Source organism: Streptomyces sp. NPDC059718 (assembly GCF_042733315.1).
GTDB lineage: Bacteria > Actinomycetota > Actinomycetes > Streptomycetales > Streptomycetaceae > Actinacidiphila.
Genome location: NZ_JBHWGA010000030.1, coordinates 98,244 through 122,402 on the forward strand (window position 1 = coordinate 98,244; position 24,159 = coordinate 122,402).

The window sequence follows — 24,159 nt, forward strand, 5'->3', positions numbered from 1 at the left end:
TGCCAGAGCCTGTTTCAGGGGTGGCGTCAGACCGGCCGGCGACCTGTGTCTACAGGCCAGAGGTCGTCTACAGCACTGTAGACGATCCAGGGGAGAGGACGGTTCCATGGCGGACGCGGACGGTGAGCGGCGGCCTGCGGGCGAGTTGGAGGCCAGCGTGCTCGCGGCGCTGTGGGCGGCGGGGAAGCCGCAGACGGCGGCGCAGGTCAGGGAGGCGATGCCGCAGCCACTGGCGCGGACCACCGTGGCGACCTTGCTGGCCCGGCTTCACGAGAAGGGGGTGGTGAACCGCAGCCCTGGCGGGCGTGGCTTCGTGTACTTCCCGGTGGAGGACTCCCATGGTCTGACCGCCCGCCGGATGCACCGGGCGCTGGACCAGGACGACGATCACGGCCGGGTGCTGGCGCGGTTCGTGGAGGGGCTCAGCCCCACCGACGAGGCCGAGCTTCGGCGCCTGTTGGAGGGAGGCGGCCGGTGATCGCCCTGTTGCTGCTTCCACTGCTGCTGCCGTTCGTCCTGCTGCCGCTGGCCCGGCGGGCCGTGCTTCAGGTGCGGCCCGAGATCGCGTTGTGGGTGGTCACCTCGGCCTCGGCCGCGCTGGCGATCGGGGTCGTGGCCTGCTTGGGAGTGCTGTTGCTTCCCATGGCGCTGAAGGTGCCGGCGGTGGCGGAGCCGGCGAAGGTCATCCAGCCACTCGAGGCCGGACCGGGCTTTGTCGTGATGGCCGTCTCGGCTCTGGCCGCAGGCGCGCTCGTGGTCACCTGCGTCATCGGTGCGCGGCGCGCGGTCTCGGAAGTGCGGAGGTTCCGCACCGCGCACGGCGATGTGGCCGACGTCCCGCAGGCCGGGGGCCTGTGCGTGCTCAACGATCCCCGGCCGGACGCCTACGCCCTGCCCGGCACGCGGCGCCGACCCGGCCGGATCGTGGTGACCACCGGCATGCTCCGCGCCCTGGCCCCCGAGGAGCGCGGGCCCTTGCTGGCTCACGAGCGTGCCCACCTCGCCGGGCGCCACCACATCTTCCTGTCGGTCGCCCAGCTGGCCGGCTGGTGCCATCCGGGACTCGCCGCCGTTGTCCCGCAGGTGTCGTTCGCCGCCGAGCGGGCCGCAGACGAGGCTGCGGCCAAGGCCTCCGGCGACCGGACGCTGACGGCACAGGCGGTCGGAAGGGCGGCCCTGGCCGTCACCCGGAACCGGGAGCGCACCGAACTGCCCACGTTCGCCACGGGTGCGACCAGCGGTCCGGTGCCGGCCCGGGTCAAGGCGCTTCTCGCCCAGGCTCCCACCCGCCGCCTCGCTCCCGTTCTGCTGGCCGTGGTCCTGCTGTGCGGCGCCGCGGCCGTCTCGTCCTTGACCGGAGCGATCTGGCTGCACGACGGGGTCGAGGTGGCGCAGGGGGAAGACCCCTCTCACTGCCCTGTCACCTTGCGGTGACGATGCCGCCTCTCCGATCCGCACTGTCCGACGGCGTGAACGCTCCGGCCGAGCCGCTGTCCAAGCTCGCCGTCGCCGTCGCCGTCGTCAAGTAGCGGAAGGGACAGCCCCGTGTTCGGCAACTACCTCATCGGCCTGCGGGAAGGCCTCGAGGCCGGCCTCGTCGTCTGCATCCTCGTCGCCTACCTCGTCAAGACCGGCAACCGCCGCCAACTGGTGCCCGTGTGGGCGGGTGTCGGCCTCGCCGTCGCCCGCGGAGTAGCAACGAGCCTCCTTCCAGCAGGCCCGGCAACGGGCACGGTCCAGCTCTGACTTCACGGTGATGCCATGACCACGGCCCCGGCCGCTCTGCTCCCGTTCAACGCGACCCTCGCGTGGGTCCTGGCCGTGCTCCTCACCGCCGCTGTCGCCGTGGTCACGGTGGCCCGACTATCGCCCGATCAGGCCATGTTCGACCAGGTCCGCCATGGCCAGCGGCCACCGCAGGATCTTCGGGAGTCCACACAACCCCCGATGATCACGCGGTGGCCGTCCCTTTTGCGGGCGGGGCCTCAGCATGGCTGCCAAGTCGAGCTCGCGTGTCAGGCGGTGAAACCGCCGTCGACATGGATCGAGGCTCCGGTGATGTACGCGCCGTCCGCAGTTGCCAGGTGGGCGACGGTGGCCGCGATCTCGGCCGCTTCCGCGTAGCGGCCCACAGCGGTGAAACCGGCGATCATCTCGGCGTTCGGCCCGTCAGCGGGGTTGGTATCCGTGTCGGTGGGACCGGGATGCACCAGATTGACAGTGACTCCGCGCGGACCGAGTTCTCGCGCCAGGCCCTTCGTCATCCCGACCAGAGCCGTCTTGCTCATCGAGTACAGCGCCAGTCCGGGGAAGACCGCGCGCTCGGCGACATTGCTGCCGATGCTGATGATGCGGCCCCCCTGGCCCATGTGACGCACGGCCGCCTGAGACGCTGCGAACGGCGCCCGGACGTTCACCGCCAGGGTGCGATCGATCTCTGCCGACCCCAGCTCTTCAAGTGGGCCGACGAGGAAGACACCGGCGTTGTTGACCAGGATGTCGAGTCTGCCGAACATCGCGACGGCCTCGTCCACCGCGGCGGTGAGTGCCTCAGGGATGGCGCTGTCGGCTTGGATGGCCAGTGCCCGGCGCCCTCTGGCCTTGATCTGCTCCACCACCTGGGTGGCGCGTTCCGCGCTGTTCTCGTAGGTCAGGACGACGTCGGCGCCTTCTTCGGCCAGTCGTAGCGCCACAGCGGCTCCGATGCCCCGGCTGCCGCCCGTGATCAAGGCCATTTTGCCTTCAAGTCGGTTCATGACGTTGAGCATTGCTGGTACCAGCGCCGGAAGCTGGCGGGAATCCGACCTGGCGTTCGACCTCCGGAGACGTCAGGCCTCGAAGACTTGACAGGGGTCGCTGGGGCATGGCCTGGCAAGCCTCTGTCAGTTCTGGGTGACCGGCCAGGCGGCAGCCGGGTCGCAGTGATCCGGGCAGGCCAGGAGATGGACCTCGTTGCCGGTTGCCCTAACCAGCCCGTCATGGACCCGTGCGCCCAAAGTCTTCGACGTGTCGTCCCTGATCGGGAGCCAGTGCCCGGTTTCTGTTCCTCACGCGGTCAGCACGCCTGTGGCAAGCAAGCCGAACAGCAGCACTCCGACGACGACGCGGTAGGCCACGAAGGCGTTGAAGGAGTGCTTGGCGACGAACTTCAGCAGCCACGCGATGGAGGCGTAGGCGACGACGAAGGAGACGGCGGTCCCGACGACGAGTGGAGCGGCGGCGGCCCCGGACCCCACGGCGTCCTTCAGTTCGTACAGTCCGGCGCCGGTCAGTGCGGGGATGCCGAGGAAGAAGGAGAGCCGGGTGGCGGCGACCCGGTCGAGGTCGAGGACGAGGGCGGTGGACATGGTGGCGCCGGAGCGGGAGAAGCCGGGGAAGAGGAGCGCCAGGATCTGCGAACTGCCGACCAGCATGGCGTCCTTGAGGCTGGTGTCGTCCTCGCCGCGCTTGTGGCGGCCCATCTGGTCCGCCGCCCACATCACGACGCTGCCGACGATCAGGGAGCCGGCCACCACCCAAAGCGAGGCGAGCGGTCCTTCGATGAGGGGTTTGGCGACCAGGCCGACGACGACGACCGGGATGGTCGCGTAGATGACCCACCAGGCGAACTTGTAGTCGTGGTGGTGGCGTTCATCGCGGTTGCGGATGCCACGGCCCCAGGCGGAGACGATGCGCACGATGTCCTTGAAGAAGTACACGAGCACGGCGGCGATCGCACCGACCTGGATGACGGCGGTGAAGCCGACGACTGAGGTGTCGTCGACGGGGATGCCCATCAGCCCTTCGGTGATCTTCAGGTGGCCGGTGGAGGAGACGGGGAGGAATTCCGTGATTCCTTCGACCACTCCCAGGACTGCGGCCTGGCCGATGCTGATGGCGCTCATCTGGGTCCGTTTCTGTGACGCGGTGCGGGCGGTGGTTGTCGTGCGGTGCGGGCGGGGTCAGCGGCGCAGTCGGCGCAGGCCCCGGCGCGCCCGGCTGCGCCAGCGGGCCTTGTGGCGTTGCCAGGTGCGGGAGCGCCGGGTGGCGGCGAGGTTGGTGAGCAGTTCCTCGTAGGTTCGGGAGACCTGGGCGGGGTCGAAGCGTTCGGCGGCGTGGCGGGCGGCCTGGCCCATGCGGAGCCGGCCGGGTTCGTCGGCGATCAGGTCGCACAGCGCGGAGGCCAGGGCGTGCGGGTCGCGCATGGGGACCAGGCGGCCGTCGACGCCGTCGTCGATGATCTCGGCGGGGCCGAGCGGGCAGTCGGTGGCGACGACCGGTACGCCGCAGCGCATCGCCTCGACCAGCGTCATGCCGAAGGACTCGGCGTCGGAGGCGGAGGCGACGATCGAGGCCTTGGCGAACTCGGCCTCGATCGGTGAGACCGCGCCCATCAGCCGCGCCTGCCGTCCCAGGTCGTGCTGGTCGATGAGCTGCTGGAGCCGCTGCTGGTCGGTTCCCGTGCCGTAGATGCGCAACGTCCAGTCGGGGTATTCGGCGGCGACCTGCGCGAACGCCTCGATGAGCAGGTCGAACCGCTTGCCGCGGACAAGCCGGCCGGCTGCGGCGATCACCTTGGGTGTCTCCTGCGTGCGCGGCAGGCTGGGGTCGGGGACGCTGTTGGGTACGGCGAGGATGTGTACGCCGGGCAGACGCATCTTCGCCCGGTAGGCGGCGGCGTCCGCTTCGGTGGTGGTGACCACCGCGTCCAGCTCGCGGTACCAGCGGGCGAGGTGGGCGCGGAGCTTCTTGCTGTGGCCGTCGTGGGTGAGGTGTTCCTGGGCGATGCGCAGGGCCCGGTCCGGGCCGAGGCGGGCCAGGTAGACGTTGATCCCGGGCCGGGTCCCGATGATGACGTCCGCGTCGCAGGTGCTCAGGTACTGCTCGACGCGCTGGTCGGTGAGGCGGTTGTACTGCTTGTACCGCTTCTCCGCGGCGGGGAAGACGCGGGCCGGCTCGTGCGTCAGCGGGTCGGCCGCGTCGGCGGAGCCCGGGCGGATGTCGACCAGGGGCACGACGGTCACGCGGGGGTCGACGGCGAAGCGGGGGCGGGCGCGGTGGCGCAGCATCGAGACCACCGTCACCTCGTGCCGGCCGGCCAGGGCTGTGGCGAGGTTGAGCGTGGTGCGGATGGTGCCGCCGATCCCGTAGACGTTGTGGATCATGAAGGTGATCTTCATGCGGCGTGGTTCCGGCTCGTCTCCGTGCCCGTACGGCGGCGCGAGCGGAGCAGTTCCAGGGCCGGCGGCAGCAGGGAGACGGCGACGATGACGCCGACCATCGGGAGCAGGTAGCGGTCGACGTTGGGGATGCTCGCGCCGAGGGCGTAGCCGCCGAGGACGAGTCCGGCCGTCCATGCCAGGCCACCGGTGATCTGCCACAGCGCGAAGGTTCGGGCAGGTACGCGGACGATCCCCGCGAGCGGGTTGAGCACGGTCCGTACGACCGGAATGAAGCGGGCGAAGACGATCGCCTTGCCGTGGCCGTACCGGGCGAGCAGGTCCTCGGCCCGGGTCATGCCGTCGATCAGGTGCCGGTTGCGCGCCCGGGCCGGCAGGGTCCGTCCGGCGCGGCGGCCGATCAGATAGCCGACCTGCGCGCCGAGCAGCGCCCCGGCAGCGGCCGCCACCAGCACCCGGGGCAGGGACAAGTGCAGGCCGTCCGTGCCGGTGGTACACAGCAGCCCGGCGGTGAACAGCAGGGAGTCACCGGGCAGGAAGAAACCGATCAGCAGCCCGGTCTCGGCGAACAGCACCAGGAAGACGCCTACCGTGCCGAACGTCGTCAGCAGCGATGTGGCGTCCAGTGGGTTGAAGGCGAGGGGCACCGGTAAGCCTTTCCTGCCGTGCGCAGCCAGGGGGCCGTGCTGTCTGGTGCGGGCGCATGGCACACTCGGGGGACGGCGGCTTTTACACCGCCGTAGAAGTTTTACACGACTGTAGAAGATGAGAGGAGGACCGGCAAACTCCATGAGCACTCCCACGCAAGGCCGCGGCCCCAAACGGGCCAACGGCGAGCGCGAGGCCGAGATCCTGGGCCTGCTCCAGCAGGCCGACAGCGCGCTGACCCCCGGCGAGGTAGCCGAACGTCTCGGCGGCGAGCTGACCTACAGCACCGTGGTGACGATCCTCACCCGCATGCACACCAAGCAGCTGCTGACCCGCACCCAGCGGGGCCGCGCCTACGCCTACGCTCCGGTGACGGACGAGCCCGGCTTCGCCGCCCGTCGTATGCGATCCGTCCTGGAGGAGCGCTCCGATCGCGAGGCCGTACTCGCCCGTTTCGCCGACGGGCTGTCCGACGCGGACGCGGAGCTGCTGCGCCAGCTGCTCGGCCCCGACCAGAATCCGTAGAGGGGCGCCCGGATGCGCATCGCCGTCTACCTCCCGCTGCTGCTGTCCCTGTTCGCCCCGCTCGGGGCACGGCCGCTGTCGGATCGCTGCGATCCACGCCTGGCCACCTGGCTGCTGACGGCCGTCTGCGTGGTCCTGGGCGCTGCAAGCACGGTGTCGCTGGGCCTGCTGGCGGTCACCGGCCTGATCCGTATCCCGGCGCTGGCCGGGCTCGGCCACTGGTCGGCCCAGGCCGCGCAGCGGAACGACCCTGCCGAGATGTCCGTGGCGCTGATCGCCGGCCTGCTCCTGGGCGTCGCTGTCCTCACGGCCGCCCGCATGCTCTGGTACCGCGCCCGCTCACTGGCCACCGCCGCGCTTGAGGCGGCATGCATGCCCACGCACGACGGCTTGGTCGTGGTCGACGACGAGACCCCCGACGCGTTCGCGGTTCCCGGCCTTCCCGGCCGCGTGGTGGTCTCCACCGGCATGCTGCGCACCCTGGACGCCTCCGAACGCGACATCCTGCTCGCCCATGAACGCGCCCACCTGACCGGTCACCACTACGCCTTCGTCGCATTCGCCCAGCTCGGCGCGGCCGCCAACCCCTTCCTGCGTCCTCTCGCCGCTGCCGTGACCTACACGATCGAACGCTGGTCCGACGAGAACGCCGTCGCCCGCACCGGTGACCGCAGGCGCGTGGCCCACACGGTCGGCAGAGCCGCCCTTGCCGCCCACCGCGCTCCTGCCCGCCCCGGATGGGCCTCCCTGGGCATCCTCGGCCGCGGCGCTTCACCTCTCGCCGGCGCGGGCCCCGTGCCCCGCCGCGTCGCCGCGCTCCTCGCCCCGCCCCTTCGCCGCCACCCCGCCCTGACCGTCCTTACCGCCGTGTTCCTGGCTGCAGCGGCCATGTCGACGGTCGACGCCGTGCACGACCTTCACCTCCTGCTGGAAGTCGTCGGCGCCGGATAGGCACGTCGCTATGCCGTCCGAGCGGGCCGCCCACCCTGCGTTCCGGCGCTTCGGCGCTCGCGAAGACGGGCGTACCCCATGAACCCGAACAGGATCGCGAGGAGCACCGCCGAGGAACCCGCGGTGCCCAGGTCGAGTCCGCCCTTGGCGGTGGGCTTTGTGAGGAAGTCGCCCGCGGTGGCGCCCAGGGGGCGGGTGAGTACGAAGGCGATCCAGAACAGCAGCACGTTCGGCACGGCGGGGATGTACATCAGTGCGAGCAGGCACGCGAGCAGTCCGGTGATGAGCAGTGCGCCGCCTGCGTAGCCGAGTCCGGAGCTGTCGGACACGAAGTCGCCCATCGAGGTGCCCAGGGTGTTGGACACGAGGATGGCCGTCCAGAAGAGGGTTTCGGCGCGGAGGGTGTGGATGTCCTGGAGGGCGAACGGCAGCCGGGCCAGGCGCCAGGCGGCGAAGATCGCGATCAGCAGGGAGACCAGGATGCCCGCACCGGTGGGGTAGCCCAGCCCGAGCCCCTGGGGTCCCCAGCCCAGTGAGGTCGATCCGTGGGCGAGGTACTTGGCGCTGGCGTCACGGTTCATGAAGTCGGACATCGTGGTGCCGGCCGTGCTGGTGGAGAGGATGACCGTCCAGTAGACGAAGGGGTTGTAGCGCCGCGACCGGAGCTGCACGGCCAGGGTGCCCAAGAAGACCACGAACAGGGCGATGGTGGTGAGGAAGTAGCCGATCTTGAGCGTCTGGGCGAAGAGGTCACCGGCCGTCTCTCCGAGCGTCGTCGCGGCGATCTTCATGATCCAGAAGGCGGCGGAGACCTGCGGCAGCTTCTTGAGCGCGTCCGTATCGGCGCTCTCGCCGATGCCGACGGCAGGTTTCAGGGCAACGGTTTGCGGTTTCTCCATCTCCGTCCCTCCGGGGCTGTCATGACGAGGTCCGCCGCTTCAGGCGGTGCGAAGGCCGACTGGTGACCTTGCCGACACAGCGGGTGCGCGGCAGGCGGCACCTCGCGCACGTGCGTCTACAGACATGTAGACGTTCGGCTGCAGCTTAAGGGTGCACCAGGGCAGGACGGCGGCACGGCACGCCGGGGCCCCTGAAATCCGGGGCTGGACCTGCGGCAGGGCCCGGCCGATCGAGGCACGACAGGGGTCGACCGGGGTGGAAGCACAAACGCGCCGCCCGGGGCTCACCCGGCGCTGTGGACCTGCTGGAGCGAGGACTGGCGGGCACGCGCCACACCACAGTCCGTCCACCGCACGGTCACCGCACGGAGCGTGGCCTCACCATCGGCCCGCTGCGTGATCACTGGAGCTGTAGGTGACCGCCGGTCCGCGGACCGGCCGGTGACGTACCGGTCCGGCCGACCGGATCGTCTACAGTGAAGCAAAGCTTCTACACCCCTGTAGATGATCGCGGCGTGCGCGCCCAGCCGCACTCACCGGATCCCCGACCGAGGAAAGGGGCTCACGCGATGTCCGTCCCGTTGCTCGCAGCGGCGCCTTCGCCGCCGGCCGACGCGGTCCTGTCCACTCCGGCCGGGGCTGCCGTCCGACGTACCGTGCGGCAGCAGGCGCGTACTGCCAGAGCCGCCGTGCGGTGCCCGGCGGCAGGCCGAACGGTGCCGGACGCGGCCGCACACCGAGGGGCGGGCCACCGTGCCGGAGAGCACGGCCCGAGGACCGAGGTCAGGTGACGCGGCTCACGGACCGCCGGCGCGTCCTGGTGGTGGAGGACGACGCGGCGCTGCGCGATGTGCTGCTGCGCGGGCTACGGGACGAGGGGTTCGACACGGTGCCCGCGCAGGACGGCGCCACGGCCTTGCGGCTGGTCGCAGGCTCGGTCGACGCGGTGGTCCTGGACGTCGGGCTGCCCGACGCGGACGGGCGTGATGTGTGCCAGGCGATGCGCGCCAACGGGTTCCTCGCGCCCGTGCTGTTCCTGACCGCGCACCATCGGCTCACCGACCGGCTCAGCGGCTTCTCCGCCGGGGGCGACGACTACCTGTCCAAGCCCTTCCATCTGGAGGAGCTCACCGCCCGGCTGCACGCCGTGCTCCGGCGGGCCGGCCCGCCCGTGCCGGTTTCAGTGGGCGATGTGGTGCTGAACCCCGTGACGTACACCTTCACCGTGCGGGAGGCCGAGGTGGCCCTGACTCCTACGGAGTTCCGTCTGCTGGCGGCGTTCCTGTCCGCGTCCGGGGCCATGGTGCGCAGACGGGACCTGGTCCGGGCGGGCTGGCCTGAGGGGGCTCACGTCAGCGACAACACCCTCGACCAGTACTTGACCCGGTTGCGGCGCAAACTACGCGAGGCCGGTAGCGATTTGACGATCGGTACCGTCCGCGGCATCGGGCACCGCCTGTCATGACGACGCTCCCCCGCCGTCTGCGGCCCCGCACCCTGCGTGGCAGGCTGTCGCTGATCACGCTCGCCGCTGCGGCCCTGCTGATGATCATCCTCACGGTGGTGTTCAACGCCGTTGCACGAGTCCATCTGCGGCACCAGGCAGACGATGAACTCCGGACCCGCGCCGCCGCGGTCGTGGCGACGGTCGACACGCGCCACGTGCCGGTGCGCGTGATGGAGATGCCGGACGACGCCCTGTTCGATACCAACGTGTGGATCTTCGACGGCACCCGGCTCATCGAGCACCCCGCCTCCGCCCCGGTCGGCGGCCGGCTGTCCCGGGCCGCGGAAAGCCTTGCGGCGCTGCGCGGCCGCCGATGTGTCACCGTCGCCAACGGCCATCCGATACGGCTGTGTTCGGCACCTGCCGGGGACGCCCGCTCCGGGACCAGGCCGGCGGCCGCGGTGGTGACCGCCTTGGACCTGTCCCCCTATCAGGCATCGGCCGACACACTGCTGGCCGGCTCGCTCGCGCTGGACGGCGCGGTCCTTGCCTGCGTGTACGGTCTCACCAGGCTGGCGGTCGGGCGGGCGCTGCGTCCCGTGGGAGAGATGACGGAACGGGCCACCCAGTGGAGCGCGGCTGCCTCCCAGGAGCGGTTCGGCGCGCCGGGCGGTCCGACCGAACTTCTCCGGCTCGGTGTGTCCTTGGACGCGTTGCTGGACCGCATACGCGCCGTGCTGCGCCATGAGCAGCAGCTGACCAGGGAACTGTCGCACGAGCTGCGGACCCCGCTCGCCCGGGTCGTCGCCGAAGTCGACTGGCTCCAGGCACGGCCCCGCTCCGGTGCCGATACCCGCGCCGCGCACGCCGTCATCGCCGACGCCGCCCGGTCCATGGGCACGATCTGCGACACCCTGCTGGCGGACGCGCGAGGTGCGGCCCGCACCGCTCCCGGAACGACCCCTGTCATGCCGGTGCTGCGGCGGCTGGCGGACGGGCGAGACGCTGCGGAGAAGGTCGCCCTCGCGGTCGGCGGTGGCGGCACTGTGGTGGCCGGCGTATCGGCGGCCCTGCTGGAACGGATGGTCGGCCCGCTGGTGGACAACGCCCTGCGGCACGCCCGGACGCAGGTCACCGTGCAGGTCTCGAAGGACGCCCACCGGGTGCGGGTGGAGGTACTCGACGACGGCCCCGGCGTTCCGGCTTCCTTCGTCCCGCACCTGTTCCAGCCGGGGCGACGTGCCGACCCCGGCGACGGGCACCACGGAGCGGGCCTGGGCTTGCCGCTCGCGCGGCGCCTGGCCCGCTCGGCGGGTGGCGATGTCCACTTCGAGCACCGGCTGCCGTCGGGAGCACGCTTCGCGGTCACGCTGCCGGCCGGCTGACACGGCCGGGACGCGGAGGCGTGCGCAACCGCTCCGTGGCCCTGTAGGTGGGCGTGTGTCAGTTCGCCCGCAGGGGGCGGCGGTCGGCTTCGACGACGTCGCGCCGGGTCACCGTGAGGTGGACGACGAGTCCGAGGATGACCGCCAGGAACAGGGCACTGGTGATCACGGTGCCCAGACCCAGGCCGCCGTCGGCTGTGGGCTGGGAGAGGTAGTCGCCGATCGACGCGCCCAGGGGCCGGGTGAGGACGTAGGCGATCCAAAAGCTCCACACCGCGTTGAGCCCGAGCGCGAAGTGGGCCACCGCCACTGCGGCGATCGCCAGGGCGAACAGGCCGGCCGAGATCCAGTAGCCGAGGTTCATGCGCTCGGCGACCAGGTCGCCGGCGGCGGTGCCGAGGGCGAAGGTGAACAGCACTGCCAGCCAGTAGAAGGCCTCGCGGCGGACGGTGTCGACGTCGTGGATGGAAAGAGTGCGCTCGGTGCGGTACCAGGCGGCGAACACGGCCACGAGCGCGAGGGCGAACACCGTTGTGCTCGTCTCCAGCGGCACGTTCAGGTTGTCGGTGAGGTTGTCGCTGATCAGGGTGCCGACGACGCTGATCAGCGCCACGGCCGCCCAGTACACGGCGGGACGGTAGGCGCGGGTACGGAACTGCACCACGAGCACCCCGGTCAGCAGCACGCTCATCAGGAGCGACACCCCGGTCAGGCCCAGTCCCAGCTTCTCGTTCAGCAGGTCCGCGGCCGTCTCGCCGACGGTCGTGCAGAGCACCTTGATCACCCAGAAGTACGCGGTGACCTCGGGCACCTTGTTCCACCGAATGTGCCGCCCGGAGGCGGCGGCTCCGGAGGAGCCAGAGGTCTCAGACATCTCAGTAGTCATGGGACCCGACGGTGCCAGCGGGAACCTGAACGCATCCTGAGCGTCGGCCGGTCGCACGGCCGTGGGCGCGTTGTGTGACGGAGCATGCCAGGCATGCCTGCCCATGTCCCGCCATCGTCGCGGGCGCCCGCGGCCACCTGGCTGCGGCGCCGTCTGACAAGCGCCGTCGTCGCGGCCTACGTGGCCGCGGTGGTCCTGCCGTCGCCGGGTCGCTGGCTGCGCCGTCCGCTCGATCTTCGGGTGGCCGGACAGGCGGTGCACTGGAGCACGCCCCAGGCGCTGCTGTTCCTGATCTTGTTCGCGGCCGGGTTGCAGGTGCCACTGCGCACACTGGGCGGCCGCCTGCGTCGGCCGGTCGCTCTGCTGGCCGGGCTGGTGCTGCACGTGGCCGCTCCGCTGCTGGTGATCCCCCTGGTGGCCTTCGTCCTGCACCACACGCCGGACAGCGACGGCGGCAGCGGCATGATCGCCGCGATGATCCTGAGCGCGGCGATGCCTGTCGCCGCGGGTGCCACGGTGTGGACCGCTCGGGGCGAGGGCGACCAGGCGGTCATGGTGGGCATCGTGCTCGCGTCCACCCTCGCCAGTCCCTTCACCATCCCCTGGACGTTCAAGGCCTTGTCTCCCCTGCTCCGCGGCGAGTACGCGGGCACGCTGTCGCGCGCCGCACACGTCGCAGCAGGCGGCTTCGCCCTCACCTCCGTGCTGCTGCCCTGCGGCGCCGGACTCGCCTGCGCGGTGATGCTGCCGCGCGGTGCGCTGCATCGGCTCTCCAGCGCGGTGCTTCCCGCCTCGCTCGGGGGCTCGGTGGTCCTCACCTACGTCAACGCCGGCGGCGCGCTCGGCTCCTTCTTCGCTCACCCACGGCCGGTGCTGTTCGTGGCGGCCCTGGCGGTGGCCTCGGCGCTGTGCGTCCTGTCGTTCACCCTGGGCCGGACCGCCGCGCGTTTGCTGCGCCTGGACGCGGGTGCCCAGTCCTCGCTCACCCTGGCCTGCGGTATGAACAACAGCAGCGCGAGTGCCGTCCTGATCTCCACGGCGCTGCCCGACCGGCCGCATCTGCTGCTGCCGGTCCTCGCCTACGGCCTGTTGCAGAAGGCCGCCGCCAACCAGGTCATGCGCAAGAGCCCCTCTCAAGCGAGGTGACGCCTGCCCTCGATGCGCACGGCGCTCTGGTCGTGCATCCGCCCTGGGCGGACCAGGCCGGACAGCAGCAGGGGGCCCTGGCCGTCGCTGAACGCGGTGGTCTTGACGGTGTTCTGCTTGCGTCTGCCGGAGACGGAGGCCCGGCGTCCAGGACGGGCCTGCGGGCCTGGCACAGCCCGACCGGGACGCTTGCGACGTCCGCCGCGGCCGTACGGCTACTCGGCGTGGATCGCGTCAGCGGGAACCTCGAAGACGAGCTCGAGCCCGTCGCACTCGTTCCCCCGCTCGCCGACGCACGTGAAACCGAAGCCCGCGATGGTGGCCAGGGAGGCGTGGTTGTCGGATCTGATGGTGGCCCGCACGGCCCTGACACCGGGTTCGGCGGCGGCCCTGACGAGCAGCGCTGCCAGGATGGCGCGGGCATAGCCCCGGCGGCGGTACCCGGGCGCGACGGTGTAGCCGACCTCGACCATGCCGGCCTCGTCCGGCGGCCCGTGGAACCCGGCGTCGCCGACGACGGTCCCGTCCGGCTCGGACACCGCTGCCCGTACGATCCAGGGCGCGGCAGACGGGTCCTCGGCGAGCTGGCCGGCGCGGTAGCCGAAGATCCCGCGGGCCCGGTCGGAGACGAAGTACTCGTCAAGGGCGACCCCGGCCTCGGCGCTGCCGCCGGCGAGGTCACCCTCGGACAGCGCCCGTAGCGCCTTTGCGCTGAGCTCGACGAAGCGGACGTGTTTGGGGGCGGAGTGAGGTTCGTTGGTCATCGCGGAGATACTCGCCCAGCGCCGCAAGGCTGTCCACCGCTTTACGGCCTCGGCGGACACCGTCATCGTCCCGCTTGGACCGTCCGCGACACCGTTTGACTGCGCACAAGTCGCCAGGCCGGCACGCCCGAAGCCCAATGTGCCCCGAAGTCGTTGGGCTTGCCGCTGGTCCCCGCGCGTTCGGGCTCACCTCGTTCGGGCCGCAGGGGGTCGGCTCACCGGGAGCGGATGACCTCTAAGGCCGTCCTAAGGTTCCCTGAGAGTTTCCTTGAGTTCCTGGTGGTCTTCTCGGTCGTGGGCGCCGGCAGCCGCCGGACCGCCCTGCGAGTTCGAAGGAGACCAGGTATGAGCAGTAAGGCGCGTTGGATCACCGTGGCGGGTGCGGCCGCCGCAGTGGCCTGCCTGACGGCGTCCGCAGTTGCGGCCCCGTCGCCCGGCCCGGCCAAGGCCGAGGCGGTCGTGGCCGCGATGGCCAAGGGCAAGCCGGGGAAGCCGGGGAAGCCGGGGAAGCCGGGGAAGCCGACGGAGAATCGGGCACAGACCGCGGACGCCCTGGCGAAGGGCGTCGCCGCTCGGCTGGGGGTGAGCCTGGCGTCCGCGCAGGAGGCGGTCAAGGAACTGTTCGCGCTGTCCGACCGGTCGGGCGGTGTCAACCCGGACAGCACGCAGTTCGCGGCGATCGCGAAGAAGCTCGGGGTCAGCGCCGACCGCTTGGAGAGGGCCCTTGGGGAGACCAAGCGGGCCCTCGGCAAGCAGGTCGTGAACGACAAGCACGCGGGGAAGGGCAAGCCGGGGGGCGGCAAGGTCGTCATCAAGCACCAGGGACCGGACAACGACGCCGATGTGGAGCTCTTCGCGAAGGGCGTCGCTGACCGGCTGGGCGTCGGCACTGTCGCGGCGGAGCGAGCGGTCGGGGAACTGTTCGCGCTGGCCGACCGGCCGGGCGGCGTCGACCCGCACGGCCCGCAGTTCGCGGCGATCGCGAAGAAGCTCGGGGTCGGCGCCGACCGGTTCGAGGATGCGTTGTCGGGCACCAAGCAGGACCTGGCCGCCGGTGAGCGGTCCAAGAAGGGCTGAGCCTGCACGGCCAGGCGGCCGGTCCGGAGGAGTCCGGGCCGGCCGTCCTTATCCGTTGTTGACTTACCGGACAGGACGATGCGGTCATGCGTGTGCTGGTGGTGGACGATGACGACGCGGTGCGCCTCGCGCTGGCCCGGGCTCTGGCCCGGGACGGCCACGAGGTTGCCGAGGCGGCCGACGGAATGGCGGCTTTGGAGGCGCTCGGCGGTAGCCGGCCTGATGCCGTCATCCTCGATGTGCTGATGCCGGAGCCCAATGGCCTGGAGGTGTGCCGCCGGATCCGGGCCCGCGGGAATCGCGTGCCGATCCTGATGCTGACGGCGCGGGACCTGGTGGAGGACCGGGTGGCCGGGCTCGACGCCGGCGCCGACGACTATCTGGTCAAGCCGTTCGCCCTGGACGAGCTCAGGGCCCGGATCCGGGCCCTGCTGCGGCGCAGCGGCGCCGCGCAGCAGGAGGTGATCCGCTTCGCCGATCTGGAGCTGGACGCGGCTGCCTGCCGGGCACGCCGCGGTGGGCGGACGCTGGAGCTCACACGTACCGAGTACGCCCTGCTGGAGCTGTTCTTGCGCAACCCGCGACGAGTGCTGAGCCGGTCGCTGATCTTCGAGGCGGTGTGGGGGTACGACTTCGGTCCCTCGTCGAACGCGCTGTGGGTCTACATCAGCTATCTGCGTGGCAAGTTGGAGGCCGGTGGTGAGCCGCGGCTGCTGCAGACGGTGAGGGGACTGGGTTACGTGCTGCGGGAGGAGCCGTGACCCTGCGCAACAGGGTCGCCCTGGCCGGTGGTGCCGTGGTCTGCGCGGCCCTGCTGCTGGCGTCGCTGATCATCTATCCCTCGCTGAGCGCCGGTCTGCACCGGCAGAGTGACGACGTGCTGGTGTCCGCCGCCGACCGGGACGCCTCGCAGTTGCTGAAGGAATTCAAGTTCAAGGTCCAGCAGATGGAACGGGAAGGCACACATCTGACGGTGCCGACCTCGCCGGTCACCGTCGGCTCCACGCAGTTGCAGTTCATAGTGCCGCCGGTCGCACCGGGACCGGGCGGCGGCTTCATTCCCGTCACCAAGCACGACGTCCAGGTCGCCCTGGGCAAGGCACCGGCGTACTTCCAGGACGCGGAGTTCGAGGGGGTGAGCTACCGGGTGTACACCGCGCCGCTCACCGACTGGGACGGCGCGCTGGTCCGGGCCGCCATCCGCCAGTCGGTCGTCGGCTCCACCCTGGACCGGCTCACCGCGCTGCTCGCCGTGATCACCGCGGGCGGCACCCTACTGGCCGCCTTCGGTGCCCGGCTGCTGGCCGGACGGGTACTGCGCCCGGTACGGCAGCTCACCGAGACGGTCGAGCACGTCGCGGCAACGCCGGATCTGACGGCACGCATCGACGTGCGGGGCCGCGACGAGATCGCCCGGCTCGCACACTCCTTCACCGCGATGATCGCGGCGGTGGAGGAATCCGTGAGGGCCCAGCGACGGCTCGTCGCCGACGCCTCGCACGAACTGCGCACTCCGCTCACGAGCATCACCACCAATCTGGAACTGCTCAGCGAGAGCCCCGGCCTGGCCGATCCGCAGGCCCCCGCCCTGGTCGAACAGGCCCGCACGCAGGCCCAGGAACTCCGGGACCTGGTCAACGACCTGGTGGAACTGGCCCGTTACGGGCAGCAGGACGTCCACACCGAGGACACCCGCCTCGATCTCCTCGCCGAGCGGGTCGTGGCCCGCACGACCCGGCGCGGCCCCCGGGTGTCGCTGCGCACGGAGCTGACCGAGTGCCTGGTACACGCCGACCCCGAAGCGTTGGAACGCGCCGTCGGCAACCTCGTCGACAACGCCGTCAAGTGGAGCCCGGACGGCGGCGAAGTGCTGATCGAGGTGTCCCGCGACGGCACGGTCACGGTCACCGACCAGGGACCGGGCATCCCGGCGGACGACCTGCCCTTTGTGTTCGACCGGTTCTACCGCTCGCCGTCCGCCCGGTCCCTCCCCGGGTCCGGACTCGGGCTCGCCATCGTCAAACAGGTCGCCGAGACCCACGGCGGCACCATCACCGCCGAGCCGCTTGACCACGGTCTCCGCATGCGGCTGTCCCTCCCGTCCCTGGCCTGACCGACCTGGTGGGGTGTCGTTCGATGCGTGACGCCAGTCAGCGGCCTGTCAGTACTCCAGTGCGACTTCGCGATCCACAAGCTTGAGGGCGTGGAGAGCCGCTGTCGGTAGTGGCTGCGGCGTGCTGGAGCCTGCCGGCTTCTACGCCGGTTCGACCAGTGCGGAAGCATGCTCAGGGACTTGGGTGGTGGGCTGAAGGGCACGTTGGCCAGACGGCGGATCTCCGGGACGGTCAGGTCGAACGGTTCGCGGTTGCGGGCGGGGCGGCCGTACGGGCCCGCGAAGTCCTCCCCGCGCCCGACACCGTCCGCCGGCGGAATCCCCGGGCTCGTACAGCAGCCCGCACCGCCCCTGTCGCGGATGCGTCATCGCGGTGCTGACCATCGACATGCTCCGTGCGGCAGGCCCGCGTCAGCCGATCTGTTCGGCCAGGGCGACGATGATGCCTGCGGGGCCGCGGAGGTTGCAGAGCCGGTAGATGTTCTCGTACTGCGCCACCTCGCCGAGGAGTTCGGCGCCGTGAGCGCGCAGGCGGGCGATGGTGTCGTCGATGTCGTCGACGGCGAACATGACGCGATGCAGGCCCAGCGTGTTGGGCGGAAGGTTCCGCGGCTCGGTGTCGGATACCGCGGGGGCGTGGAATTTGGTCAGCTCCAGCTTGCTGTGGCCGTCGGGGGTCCGCATCATCGCGATGTCGCTCCGGACGCCGTCGAGTCCGACGGTGCGGTCCGCATAAAGGCCTTCGATCTGCGCCTTTCCTTCCAGCTCCATGCCGAGCTCGGTGAAAAAGGCGACAGCCGCGTCCAGATCGTCGACGACGATGGCGACGTTGTCCATCCGCAGAATAGTCATGTCTCCGAGCCTAACGACTCGATACGCGGTAGCGCGGCGGGCGGCCGGTGCCGGGCCCGATCACCAGCTGGTCTTCGTCGACCCGGTGCTGATCACCCTGGTCCACCTGCGGCTGCAGCTGCCGCACGCGGCGCTGGCCGTGGACTGGCCAGGCCGCTTAGGTCACCTTCGTGGTCGTATCCGTGGTGCTTGAGTCCGCTTCACCGTTCCTTCGCTTGCAGCTGGTTGCCCTTCCGGAAGGCCTCGCCCCACGCGGCTGTGAGAGCCCTGGGTGCCGTTTCCTCAGGACGTGGCCGGCCCGGCCGGCCGCAGTGCGTCACGCTGAACGGTAGGCGGCCGGGGTGACGCCGTAGGTGCGGGTGAACCAGCGGGTGAGGTGGGCCTGGTCCGCGAAGCCGGCCCCGGCGGCCACCATCGCCGGCGTCATGCCCTCAGCCAGGAGTGCCCGAGCTCGGCGCGGCCGCAGATCGCGTTGATAGTCGCTGGGGGCGAAGCCGTACGCCGCGCGGAAGCCCCGATACAGCGCGAAGCGGCTGCATCCGGCCGCCCGCGCCAGGTCGTCGGCGGAGATGTTGTCGACGAAGCGCTGCCGCAGCATGCGGCGGGCCCGTTCCATGGCCGCCACGTCCACGCGGCCTGGCCGGTCCGGCAGCGGTGCGGGCTTCGTCGATGCGTGACGGCTCAGGGCCAGCACGGCGGCGGTGAGGCGTTCCTCGACGATCAGTCGGGGCGCTTGCCCGGCGACCGCGACGTGGAGGTGGGCGACGGCTCGGGCCAGGGCCGGGTCGTCCAGGACCGGGGTGTCGAAGAGCGGCAGTCCGGCCGCGCCCGGCGTCGCGTCGGCGAGTACCTCCCGGACGTGGTCTTCGCCGAGGTGCAGCATCCGGTAGCGGTAGCCGTCGTGGACGGCCGGCTGTCCGTCGTGGGGGTCGTCCGGATTGAACGCCATGACCAGCCCTGCCGCGCTGACGTGCCGCCCTCCCCTGCACACGAACGACTGCGCTCCGTGATCGGTGACTCCGAACGAGTACGTGTCGTGGGCGTGCATCGGATACGCGTACCGCTCGAAGTGGGCGTCCATGGCTTCCAGAGCGAGCCCGGCGACCCGCCAGTAGGCGGCTCGTTCCCCTGAAGACGTCACGTCCCATTGTCCATGTCCCATTGTCCCGCACGAGCGTTCAAGCCCCCCGACCTCCGCAAGGCGCACGCTGGACTCATCGGCCCGATCAGCGAAGGAACCACAGGAATGACCAGGAACGCCTCACCAGTACCGATGAGCCCCGACGGGACGGAGAGGGTCCGCCTCGCCGTGTACCACGGTTTCGCGCGCACCGGCCAGGCTCCCGGCGTGCCGGAAATCGCCGCAGTCGCCCGGCTCGCTCCCGACCAGGTACGTCAGGAGCTGCGCACCCTTCACGCACGTCGTGATCTGGTCCTGGACCCGCAGGACAGCGACCACGTGGTGATGGCCCACCCCTTCGCCTCCGTTCCGCTCGGCTTCTCCGTCATGGGCGCGCACACGCTCTGGTGGGGCGGCTGCGCCTGGGACTCGTTCGCCCTGCCCCACCTGCTCAAGGACGAGCCCGACGTGCTGGTCGCCACCCGCTGTCCGGCCTGCGACACCCCGCACGCCTGGGTGGTCGGCCGAGAAGCACCCCCGAAGGGCGAACAGGTGGCCCATTTCCTCACCCCCATGAGCCGGGCCTGGGACGATGTCGTGCACACCTGCGCCAACCAGCGCCTGTTCTGCTCCACCGGCTGCGTCGACACCTGGCTGCGGAAGACGAGCCAGGAGCCTGGGTACGTCATGGATCTGGCCACCCTGTGGCGCTTCGCCGGCGACTGGTACACCGGGCGCCTTGACCCGGGCTACACCCGCCGCGACCCCGCCGCCGCCGACGCCTACTTCGCCGAGGTCGGCCTGCACGGCCTTTTCTGGGGTCTGCCCGACTGAGACGGAATGCCCTCCGTCCTGCGCCCGGCGCGGCCCGATCCCCGGCCAAGCCCGCGGGTACGGCACACACGGCATCTCCGCCGCCACGGACTCCTCGACCTCGGGTGGCTTCCCAGGGCCCAACACACGCCGAAGGAGCGGCCCGGTCTCAGCTGGGCTGGGCCGTCGGCATGATGAAGACCTGCGAGAGGTTGACCCGCAGGGGCATGGAGGTGATGAACCCGACCGTCCGCGCGATGTCGTCCGACTGGAGCCAGTCGATGGTCTCCTTCGATCCCTCCAGCCACGCGCTGGCGCCGGAGTCTGTGACGTGGTCCTGCAGCTCCGTGCCCACGATCCCGGGCTCGATCGCGGAGACCCGCACGTTCTTCGGGCCCAGCTCGACCCGGAGGTGCTTCGACAGGTGCGAGACGAACGCCTTGGTGCCGGCGTAGACGGCGAAGGTCGGGTAGAGGTTCTGTGCGGCGCTCGACGAGGTGTTGATCAGGTCGGCCACTCCGCGCTCGGCGGCCGCCTCGACCAACTGCGGGGTGAATGCGCCGATGACGTTCATCAGGCCCGTGATGTTCAGGTCGATCTGGCGCTGCCACTGGTCGGCACGCAGCTCCTCGACGGGCGCGGGCAGCATGACGCCGGCGTTGTTGAACAGCAGGTCCGCGCCACCGAGGTCGTTCTTGACCCGGTCGGCGGCGGCGCCCATGGCCTGGACGTCGGTCACGTCCGCCGTGATCGCCAGTGCGGTGCCGCCGTTCTTCTCGATGCGGGAGACCAGCTCGGCGAGCCGGTCCTCACGCCGGGCCAGCACGGCGACCTTGGCTCCCAGCGATGCCAGGTGTTCAGCGGTCGCTTCGCCGATACCGCTGGACGCGCCGGTGACGACGGCGACTCGGCCGACGAGTGGGGCGACAGAGGTCTGCGAGGTCATTGAGGGGGTACCTTCCGTGGAATTTCGGGGGGTGCGGTCCGCTCATCCGGGCCGCTCATCCAGCACACCACCGCCGGACCCACGGAAAAGGGCACCTACCGCACCCTGCCGAGACAAGTACCGACAGGGCCACCCAAAGCAGAAATGCCGCACACGCCAGAAGCCACACTGGGTGTATGGACAGCCGAAGCGAGCTCGCCGATTTCCTGCGCACCCGGCGCAGCCGCCTGACCCCTGACCAGGCAGGATTGCCCGAGGACGGCCGCACGCGCCGGGTTCCGGGACTGCGTCGCGACGAGGTCGCCCGGCTCGCTGGGGTGAGCACCGAGTACTACACACGGCTCGAACAGGGTCGAGCCGGTAATCCCTCACCGGAAGTCCTTGAGGCCTTGGGCCGGGCCCTGCACCTGGACGCATCCGAGACGGAACACCTGAAGGATCTGCTGACCCGGCCGAGCGCCGCCGCTCGCCGTGCCCCCACCGGCCCGCAGCGTGTTCGTCCAGGCCTGCACCTGATGCTTCAGACACTGCAGCACGTGCCGGCATACGTCCTCGGTCGGCGGACCGACGTCCTGGCCTCCAACCGACTCGCCCGGGCCGTCCTCACCGACTTCGACGCCCTGCCCGTGCCGGCCCGCAACCTGGCTCGCTACTACCTGCTGGACCCCTCCGCCCGGCAGACCGTCGGCGACTGGGAACACATCGCTGCCGAAACCGTAGGAATCCTCCGTCTGGAGGCCGGGCGCCGGCCCCATGACCGGCAACTCGCGGACCTGGTGGGTGAACTCATGCTTCGTTCGCCGGAGTTCACGACCTGGTGGAACGACCACCGGGTGCTACGTTGCACGCACGGCGCAAGGCCCCATCACCACCCCGTCGTCGGTGACCTGCACTTCGTCTTCGAGTCCTTCCCGGTTCCCGGAGACGCGGAACAGACCCTGTACGTCTACAACGTGGAACCGGGCTCTCCGACCGAACAGGCACTGCGCCTGCTCGAGTCCTGGAACGCACCCGCCCCTGAGCACAGGCCTACCCGCCCCACTCCACCCTCGGTCTGATGCCGCGGAGTCCTTGGCCGGACGCACCGCCCCAGGCCACAGGTTCAGGCCCTGCCCTTCGCTGATCGTGGTCGTCTTGACCGCGTTCTGCTTGCGCTCGCCCGGCACAAACGCACGTCGGCCGGGCCGGTGTGCTGTTCCCGGCCGGGACGCCCGCAAGATCACCGACGCCCTCGAAGCCGCTTGACGGGACACAGGGCCGGAACGGTTCGAACCGGCGCCCGGCCGCTCACTATTGCTTCTCGACGTCCTTCACCGAGGACGGCCCCAACTGCTTGGCGCTGGCGTACTCCGGCATCGTCATGGGCTTGTCGAACAGGAAGAACGACTGGTTCGTGCCGACCGTGAACTCCATGTACGCGTTCGTCGTCGCGTCAAAGCCGTAGTAGGCGTTGCAGGTCGAACCGGAGGTGTACGTACCGTCCATGCCGGGCTGCGCGAGGACCGCGACGCCGTTGGAGGTGGACTCCACCCGCTCCGTCGGCGTGAGCATCTTGCAGCGCGGCACCGGCAGGCCCTTCATGATGAAGTACCCGTACTCGCCATTGGCGTTCTGGATGTAGACGTAGGAGAGTTTGCCCCGCTGCCCCCACGTCTTGACCCACTGGTTGATCGCTTCGCGGGTCGGCGAGTACTCCATGCGGCCTGCCGGCTGCTGGGCCACGAGGCGGTCGTAGTTGTCCTGCTTGGCCTTGTTCTCCTTGTCCTGGCTGGACTCGGTGCAGGACGTCAGGACGAGGCCCGCGACGAGCGCGACGAGGGTGGCCAGGGCCATGCGTGCGAACTTCTTCATGCGATGCTGCCCTCTTCCCGGAATGAGGTGCGGATCAGTTGGTGCACGTGGTGCGCTCAGCGGTGGCATCCAGCCGGTACGGCAGATCCTTGTCACGGAAGGGCGCGCGGTGCTCCTGGGCGGCCTTGGAGTTGTAGGCGTTGGCCGACTCGATCCGCGTGGCCTTCAGCGCGGTGATCGACTGGTCGATCTGCGTCGTGCGGATCTCCGAGGCGGCCTTCCGCTCCTCCTGCAGCGCCTGGATCGTCCCTTCGGCGTTCTGCACGGCCGCGCACAGATCGAAGAACTCCTCGTATGTGGTCTGCCGGAACTCGCCCGAAGCGACGGTGTTCTCGCGCTCGTCCGCCTCACCGCGGAACGGGGCGGTGATCCACCCCGCGCCGCCGAAGGCGAACACCCCGATCACGTACAACACCGCCAGGGCGATGATCCCGCCGACGGCCCAAGCCCCTAACCGTGCCCCCTCGCGTACCTGACTCATGGCCGTCCCCCTTCACGTGTGGCTCCGCGGCGTCGAACCACCTACTGCGGAGGAGGACACGGCGCCCGGGTGAAACGGTTCCGCCGGCGCGGGCGTCGGGAAGGGGTCGCCGGCGCGGTCGAGCCACTGCCGGCGCATGGTCCACTCGGCCAGGCGGCGCCCGGCACGTGTTATGCCCAGCGCCCCGTCAAGCCGCGCTCGCTGTGGGTGGATTGGGGGCGGGGCGGCTGCGCATCGGCAGGAGGGTTGCCATAGGGTTCGGCGCGGACCGGATCGCTCGGTCAGTTGCGTAACAGGGCAGTTCAGTTCAGGTCAGATCAGGTCACAGTCAGGCAGTCGCCCGACGGGCACGTGCAGGGGAGCACCAGCGTGAGTCTCATCAAGAAGGCATTCGAAGTCATCGAGAAGGGCTTTGACGCGGGCGGTGACGCCATCCACGACTTCACCGTCAACCGCCGCACGGCCGAGCTCTTCCTGAAGCTGGGTGTCGCGGTCTACGCCGAGCAGCGCCTCGGCGGCTCGCACGAGCCGGTGGAGCGGATGTTCGAGGCCCTGGAGGGCCACGTCGCCGAGAACGGCGAGGTGGAGCTCGACCACCTCAAGGAGGCCCACGAGGTCCTGGGCGAGGCGTTCGTGGCCAAGCACACCGCGGAGATCGAGGCGGCGGAGGCCGCCGAGGCCAAGGCCGTCGAGGAAGCCAAGGCCGCCGCTGCCGCTGCGGCCGCCGTCGTGCCGGCGGCTCCCGTCGCGGCCCCCGCGGCTCCGGCACAGGCGGCCGCTCCCGCCGCTCCCGTCGAGGCGGCCGCCGCCCCCGTCGCCCCGGCGGAGGCCCCCGCCCCCGTCGCCCCGGCTCCGGTGGAGTCCACCCCCGCCGGCTGACCCACGTGCGAAGGCCCGGCAGACGTCGTATGGCGGATTCCAGGGATCGCCGCACCACGTGATCGTTGGCGTGTGCGGCCGGGTGTAAGCAGCGGCGTGGGCCGGGGTTTGCAGCCCCACACCGCCGGCGATGGTGTTGCGGATTATTTTATTGTTGGTAACACGAGCAGGAAAAATTAAAAAAAAAATAAATGCAGAAAAAAAAATAAATAATGAA

The 24,159-nt window shown here is 70.5% G+C and carries 27 protein-coding genes and 1 pseudogene; 15 read left to right on the top strand and 13 right to left on the bottom strand.

What is annotated here, in order from left to right; translation table 11 throughout:
• Positions 1–106 precede the first annotated feature (106 nt).
• From ACFV3E_RS29975 to ACFV3E_RS29985, 3 genes and pseudogenes are all read left to right on the top strand, one after another.
• On the top strand, positions 107–478 hold the full coding sequence (locus ACFV3E_RS29975) for a BlaI/MecI/CopY family transcriptional regulator (protein ID WP_500537503.1): 372 nt from the start codon (positions 107–109) through the stop codon (positions 476–478).
• The gene (locus tag ACFV3E_RS29980) at positions 475–1,434 is read left to right on the top strand and encodes a M48 family metalloprotease (protein WP_500537504.1); all 960 of its coding nucleotides are present in this window, start codon (positions 475–477) and stop codon (positions 1,432–1,434) included. Before ACFV3E_RS29975 ends, ACFV3E_RS29980 begins: the two co-directional genes overlap by 4 nt.
• A 111-nt stretch (positions 1,435–1,545) precedes the next feature.
• Positions 1,546–1,698, top strand: a pseudogene (locus ACFV3E_RS29985) (FTR1 family protein); the annotation flags it as partial.
• 317 nt (positions 1,699–2,015) lie between these two features.
• Here ACFV3E_RS29985 and ACFV3E_RS29990 read toward each other — a convergent pair.
• The 4 genes from ACFV3E_RS29990 to ACFV3E_RS30005 form a co-directional block, all read right to left on the bottom strand.
• Positions 2,016–2,756, bottom strand: a complete 741-nt coding sequence (locus ACFV3E_RS29990) for an SDR family NAD(P)-dependent oxidoreductase (protein ID WP_500537505.1) — start codon at positions 2,754–2,756, stop codon at positions 2,016–2,018.
• A gap of 291 nt (positions 2,757–3,047) precedes the next feature.
• The gene (locus ACFV3E_RS29995; RefSeq protein ID WP_500537506.1) at positions 3,048–3,884 is read right to left on the bottom strand and encodes an undecaprenyl-diphosphate phosphatase; all 837 of its coding nucleotides are present in this window, start codon (positions 3,882–3,884) and stop codon (positions 3,048–3,050) included.
• 57 nt (positions 3,885–3,941) lie between these two features.
• Complete coding sequence (locus ACFV3E_RS30000; RefSeq protein WP_500537507.1) at positions 3,942–5,159, bottom strand: glycosyltransferase family 4 protein; 1,218 nt, start codon at positions 5,157–5,159, stop codon at positions 3,942–3,944.
• Positions 5,156–5,806 carry a DedA family protein gene (locus ACFV3E_RS30005; protein WP_500537508.1) on the bottom strand — a complete coding sequence of 217 codons (651 nt, stop codon included), beginning with the start codon at positions 5,804–5,806 and terminating at the stop codon, positions 5,156–5,158. Before ACFV3E_RS30005 ends, ACFV3E_RS30000 begins: the two co-directional genes overlap by 4 nt.
• Before the next feature lie 142 nt (positions 5,807–5,948).
• Between ACFV3E_RS30005 and ACFV3E_RS30010 the strand changes: the two genes are divergently transcribed.
• On the top strand, positions 5,949–6,332 hold the full coding sequence (locus ACFV3E_RS30010) for a BlaI/MecI/CopY family transcriptional regulator (RefSeq protein ID WP_500537509.1): 384 nt from the start codon (positions 5,949–5,951) through the stop codon (positions 6,330–6,332).
• Between the two features lie 12 nt (positions 6,333–6,344).
• Complete coding sequence (locus tag ACFV3E_RS30015; RefSeq protein ID WP_500537510.1) at positions 6,345–7,283, top strand: M56 family metallopeptidase; 939 nt, start codon at positions 6,345–6,347, stop codon at positions 7,281–7,283.
• A gap of 8 nt (positions 7,284–7,291) precedes the next feature.
• Here the strand turns inward: ACFV3E_RS30015 and ACFV3E_RS30020 are convergent, their stop codons facing one another.
• Positions 7,292–8,182 (bottom strand): COG4705 family protein, encoded by an 891-nt coding sequence (locus ACFV3E_RS30020; protein ID WP_500537511.1) that lies wholly within the window; start codon positions 8,180–8,182, stop codon positions 7,292–7,294.
• A 787-nt stretch (positions 8,183–8,969) separates the two neighbouring features.
• Here ACFV3E_RS30020 and ACFV3E_RS30025 point away from each other — a divergent pair.
• Together ACFV3E_RS30025 and ACFV3E_RS30030 are read left to right on the top strand one after the other, a co-directional pair.
• A complete protein-coding gene (locus tag ACFV3E_RS30025) occupies positions 8,970–9,647 on the top strand; it encodes a response regulator transcription factor (RefSeq protein WP_500537512.1) in 678 nt (225 codons plus the stop codon).
• Positions 9,644–11,014 (top strand): sensor histidine kinase, encoded by a 1,371-nt coding sequence (locus ACFV3E_RS30030; RefSeq protein ID WP_500537513.1) that lies wholly within the window; start codon positions 9,644–9,646, stop codon positions 11,012–11,014. The genes ACFV3E_RS30025 and ACFV3E_RS30030 overlap by 4 nt, the downstream gene beginning before the upstream one ends.
• A gap of 58 nt (positions 11,015–11,072) precedes the next feature.
• Here ACFV3E_RS30030 and ACFV3E_RS30035 read toward each other — a convergent pair whose 3' ends face one another.
• Positions 11,073–11,900, bottom strand: coding sequence for a COG4705 family protein (locus ACFV3E_RS30035; RefSeq protein ID WP_500537514.1), 828 nt, complete (start codon positions 11,898–11,900; stop codon positions 11,073–11,075).
• Positions 11,901–11,993: 93 nt separating this feature from the next.
• Here ACFV3E_RS30035 and ACFV3E_RS30040 point away from each other — a divergent pair, with 93 nt between their 5' ends.
• Positions 11,994–13,046, top strand: coding sequence for a bile acid:sodium symporter family protein (locus ACFV3E_RS30040; protein WP_500537515.1), 1,053 nt, complete (start codon positions 11,994–11,996; stop codon positions 13,044–13,046).
• Here the strand turns inward: ACFV3E_RS30040 and ACFV3E_RS30045 are convergent.
• Complete coding sequence (locus tag ACFV3E_RS30045; RefSeq protein ID WP_500537516.1) at positions 13,034–13,219, bottom strand: hypothetical protein; 186 nt, start codon at positions 13,217–13,219, stop codon at positions 13,034–13,036. The two genes, ACFV3E_RS30040 and ACFV3E_RS30045, sit on opposite strands and share 13 nt — an antisense overlap.
• A 42-nt stretch (positions 13,220–13,261) precedes the next feature.
• Positions 13,262–13,810 carry a GNAT family N-acetyltransferase gene (locus ACFV3E_RS30050; RefSeq protein WP_500537517.1) on the bottom strand — a complete coding sequence of 183 codons (549 nt, stop codon included), beginning with the start codon at positions 13,808–13,810 and terminating at the stop codon, positions 13,262–13,264.
• Positions 13,811–14,155: 345 nt separating this feature from the next.
• On the opposite strand from ACFV3E_RS30050, the gene ACFV3E_RS30055 reads away from it, so the two are divergent.
• The 3 genes from ACFV3E_RS30055 (at position 14,156) to ACFV3E_RS30065 (ending at position 17,000) form a co-directional block, all read left to right on the top strand.
• Positions 14,156–14,887, top strand: coding sequence for a hypothetical protein (locus tag ACFV3E_RS30055; RefSeq protein ID WP_500537518.1), 732 nt, complete (start codon positions 14,156–14,158; stop codon positions 14,885–14,887).
• An 86-nt stretch (positions 14,888–14,973) separates the two neighbouring features.
• Positions 14,974–15,648: a response regulator transcription factor gene (locus tag ACFV3E_RS30060; RefSeq protein WP_500537519.1), complete on the top strand. Its 675-nt coding sequence runs from the start codon at positions 14,974–14,976 to the stop codon at positions 15,646–15,648.
• Positions 15,645–17,000 (top strand): sensor histidine kinase, encoded by a 1,356-nt coding sequence (locus tag ACFV3E_RS30065; RefSeq protein ID WP_500537520.1) that lies wholly within the window; start codon positions 15,645–15,647, stop codon positions 16,998–17,000. Before ACFV3E_RS30060 ends, ACFV3E_RS30065 begins: the two co-directional genes overlap by 4 nt.
• 411 nt (positions 17,001–17,411) lie before the next feature.
• On the opposite strand, the gene ACFV3E_RS30070 is transcribed toward ACFV3E_RS30065, so the two are convergent.
• Positions 17,412–17,852, bottom strand: a complete 441-nt coding sequence (locus ACFV3E_RS30070) for a VOC family protein (protein WP_500537521.1) — start codon at positions 17,850–17,852, stop codon at positions 17,412–17,414.
• On the opposite strand from ACFV3E_RS30070, the gene ACFV3E_RS30075 reads away from it, so the two are divergent.
• Positions 17,851–18,045: a hypothetical protein gene (locus ACFV3E_RS30075; RefSeq protein ID WP_500537522.1), complete on the top strand. Its 195-nt coding sequence runs from the start codon at positions 17,851–17,853 to the stop codon at positions 18,043–18,045. The two genes, ACFV3E_RS30070 and ACFV3E_RS30075, sit on opposite strands and share 2 nt — an antisense overlap.
• Positions 18,046–18,168: 123 nt before the next feature.
• On the opposite strand, the gene ACFV3E_RS30080 is transcribed toward ACFV3E_RS30075, so the two are convergent.
• A complete protein-coding gene (locus tag ACFV3E_RS30080) occupies positions 18,169–18,993 on the bottom strand; it encodes an AraC family transcriptional regulator (RefSeq protein WP_500537523.1) in 825 nt (274 codons plus the stop codon).
• 105 nt (positions 18,994–19,098) lie between these two features.
• Here ACFV3E_RS30080 and merB point away from each other — a divergent pair, with 105 nt between their 5' ends.
• The gene (merB, locus tag ACFV3E_RS30085) at positions 19,099–19,806 is read left to right on the top strand and encodes an organomercurial lyase (protein ID WP_500537524.1); all 708 of its coding nucleotides are present in this window, start codon (positions 19,099–19,101) and stop codon (positions 19,804–19,806) included.
• 148 nt (positions 19,807–19,954) lie between these two features.
• Here merB and ACFV3E_RS30090 read toward each other — a convergent pair whose 3' ends face one another.
• Entirely contained in the window at positions 19,955–20,731 is a 777-nt protein-coding gene (locus ACFV3E_RS30090; protein WP_500537525.1) for an SDR family oxidoreductase, read from the bottom strand.
• A 176-nt stretch (positions 20,732–20,907) separates the two neighbouring features.
• Between ACFV3E_RS30090 and ACFV3E_RS30095 the strand changes: the two genes are divergently transcribed.
• On the top strand, positions 20,908–21,789 hold the full coding sequence (locus ACFV3E_RS30095) for a helix-turn-helix transcriptional regulator (RefSeq protein WP_500537526.1): 882 nt from the start codon (positions 20,908–20,910) through the stop codon (positions 21,787–21,789).
• 232 nt (positions 21,790–22,021) lie between these two features.
• Here ACFV3E_RS30095 and ACFV3E_RS30100 read toward each other — a convergent pair whose 3' ends face one another.
• Positions 22,022–22,582, bottom strand: a complete 561-nt coding sequence (locus ACFV3E_RS30100) for a hypothetical protein (protein ID WP_500537527.1) — start codon at positions 22,580–22,582, stop codon at positions 22,022–22,024.
• 34 nt (positions 22,583–22,616) lie between these two features.
• Positions 22,617–23,063 carry a hypothetical protein gene (locus ACFV3E_RS30105; RefSeq protein ID WP_500537528.1) on the bottom strand — a complete coding sequence of 149 codons (447 nt, stop codon included), beginning with the start codon at positions 23,061–23,063 and terminating at the stop codon, positions 22,617–22,619.
• 369 nt (positions 23,064–23,432) lie between these two features.
• On the opposite strand from ACFV3E_RS30105, the gene ACFV3E_RS30110 reads away from it, so the two are divergent.
• Positions 23,433–23,942, top strand: a complete 510-nt coding sequence (locus tag ACFV3E_RS30110; protein WP_500537529.1) for a hypothetical protein — start codon at positions 23,433–23,435, stop codon at positions 23,940–23,942.
• The last annotated feature ends 217 nt before the right edge of the window (positions 23,943–24,159 follow it).

Coding starts and splice junctions, on each gene's coding strand:
- ACFV3E_RS29975 (WP_500537503.1), top strand. CDS start 107: ATGGCGGACGCGGACGGTGAGCGGCGGCCTGCGGGCGAGTTGGAGGCC.
- ACFV3E_RS29990 (WP_500537505.1), bottom strand. CDS start 2,756: ATGAACCGACTTGAAGGCAAAATGGCCTTGATCACGGGCGGCAGCCGG.
- ACFV3E_RS29995 (WP_500537506.1), bottom strand. CDS start 3,884: ATGAGCGCCATCAGCATCGGCCAGGCCGCAGTCCTGGGAGTGGTCGAA.
- ACFV3E_RS30000 (WP_500537507.1), bottom strand. CDS start 5,159: ATGAAGATCACCTTCATGATCCACAACGTCTACGGGATCGGCGGCACC.
- ACFV3E_RS30010 (WP_500537509.1), top strand. CDS start 5,949: ATGAGCACTCCCACGCAAGGCCGCGGCCCCAAACGGGCCAACGGCGAG.
- ACFV3E_RS30015 (WP_500537510.1), top strand. CDS start 6,345: ATGCGCATCGCCGTCTACCTCCCGCTGCTGCTGTCCCTGTTCGCCCCG.
- ACFV3E_RS30020 (WP_500537511.1), bottom strand. CDS start 8,182: ATGGAGAAACCGCAAACCGTTGCCCTGAAACCTGCCGTCGGCATCGGC.
- ACFV3E_RS30030 (WP_500537513.1), top strand. CDS start 9,644: ATGACGACGCTCCCCCGCCGTCTGCGGCCCCGCACCCTGCGTGGCAGG.
- ACFV3E_RS30035 (WP_500537514.1), bottom strand. CDS start 11,900: ATGACTACTGAGATGTCTGAGACCTCTGGCTCCTCCGGAGCCGCCGCC.
- ACFV3E_RS30040 (WP_500537515.1), top strand. CDS start 11,994: ATGCCTGCCCATGTCCCGCCATCGTCGCGGGCGCCCGCGGCCACCTGG.
- ACFV3E_RS30050 (WP_500537517.1), bottom strand. CDS start 13,810: ATGACCAACGAACCTCACTCCGCCCCCAAACACGTCCGCTTCGTCGAG.
- ACFV3E_RS30055 (WP_500537518.1), top strand. CDS start 14,156: ATGAGCAGTAAGGCGCGTTGGATCACCGTGGCGGGTGCGGCCGCCGCA.
- ACFV3E_RS30060 (WP_500537519.1), top strand. CDS start 14,974: ATGCGTGTGCTGGTGGTGGACGATGACGACGCGGTGCGCCTCGCGCTG.
- ACFV3E_RS30075 (WP_500537522.1), top strand. CDS start 17,851: ATGTCTCCGAGCCTAACGACTCGATACGCGGTAGCGCGGCGGGCGGCC.
- ACFV3E_RS30070 (WP_500537521.1), bottom strand. CDS start 17,852: ATGACTATTCTGCGGATGGACAACGTCGCCATCGTCGTCGACGATCTG.
- merB (WP_500537524.1), top strand. CDS start 19,099: ATGACCAGGAACGCCTCACCAGTACCGATGAGCCCCGACGGGACGGAG.
- ACFV3E_RS30090 (WP_500537525.1), bottom strand. CDS start 20,731: ATGACCTCGCAGACCTCTGTCGCCCCACTCGTCGGCCGAGTCGCCGTC.
- ACFV3E_RS30095 (WP_500537526.1), top strand. CDS start 20,908: ATGGACAGCCGAAGCGAGCTCGCCGATTTCCTGCGCACCCGGCGCAGC.
- ACFV3E_RS30100 (WP_500537527.1), bottom strand. CDS start 22,582: ATGAAGAAGTTCGCACGCATGGCCCTGGCCACCCTCGTCGCGCTCGTC.
- ACFV3E_RS30105 (WP_500537528.1), bottom strand. CDS start 23,063: ATGAGTCAGGTACGCGAGGGGGCACGGTTAGGGGCTTGGGCCGTCGGC.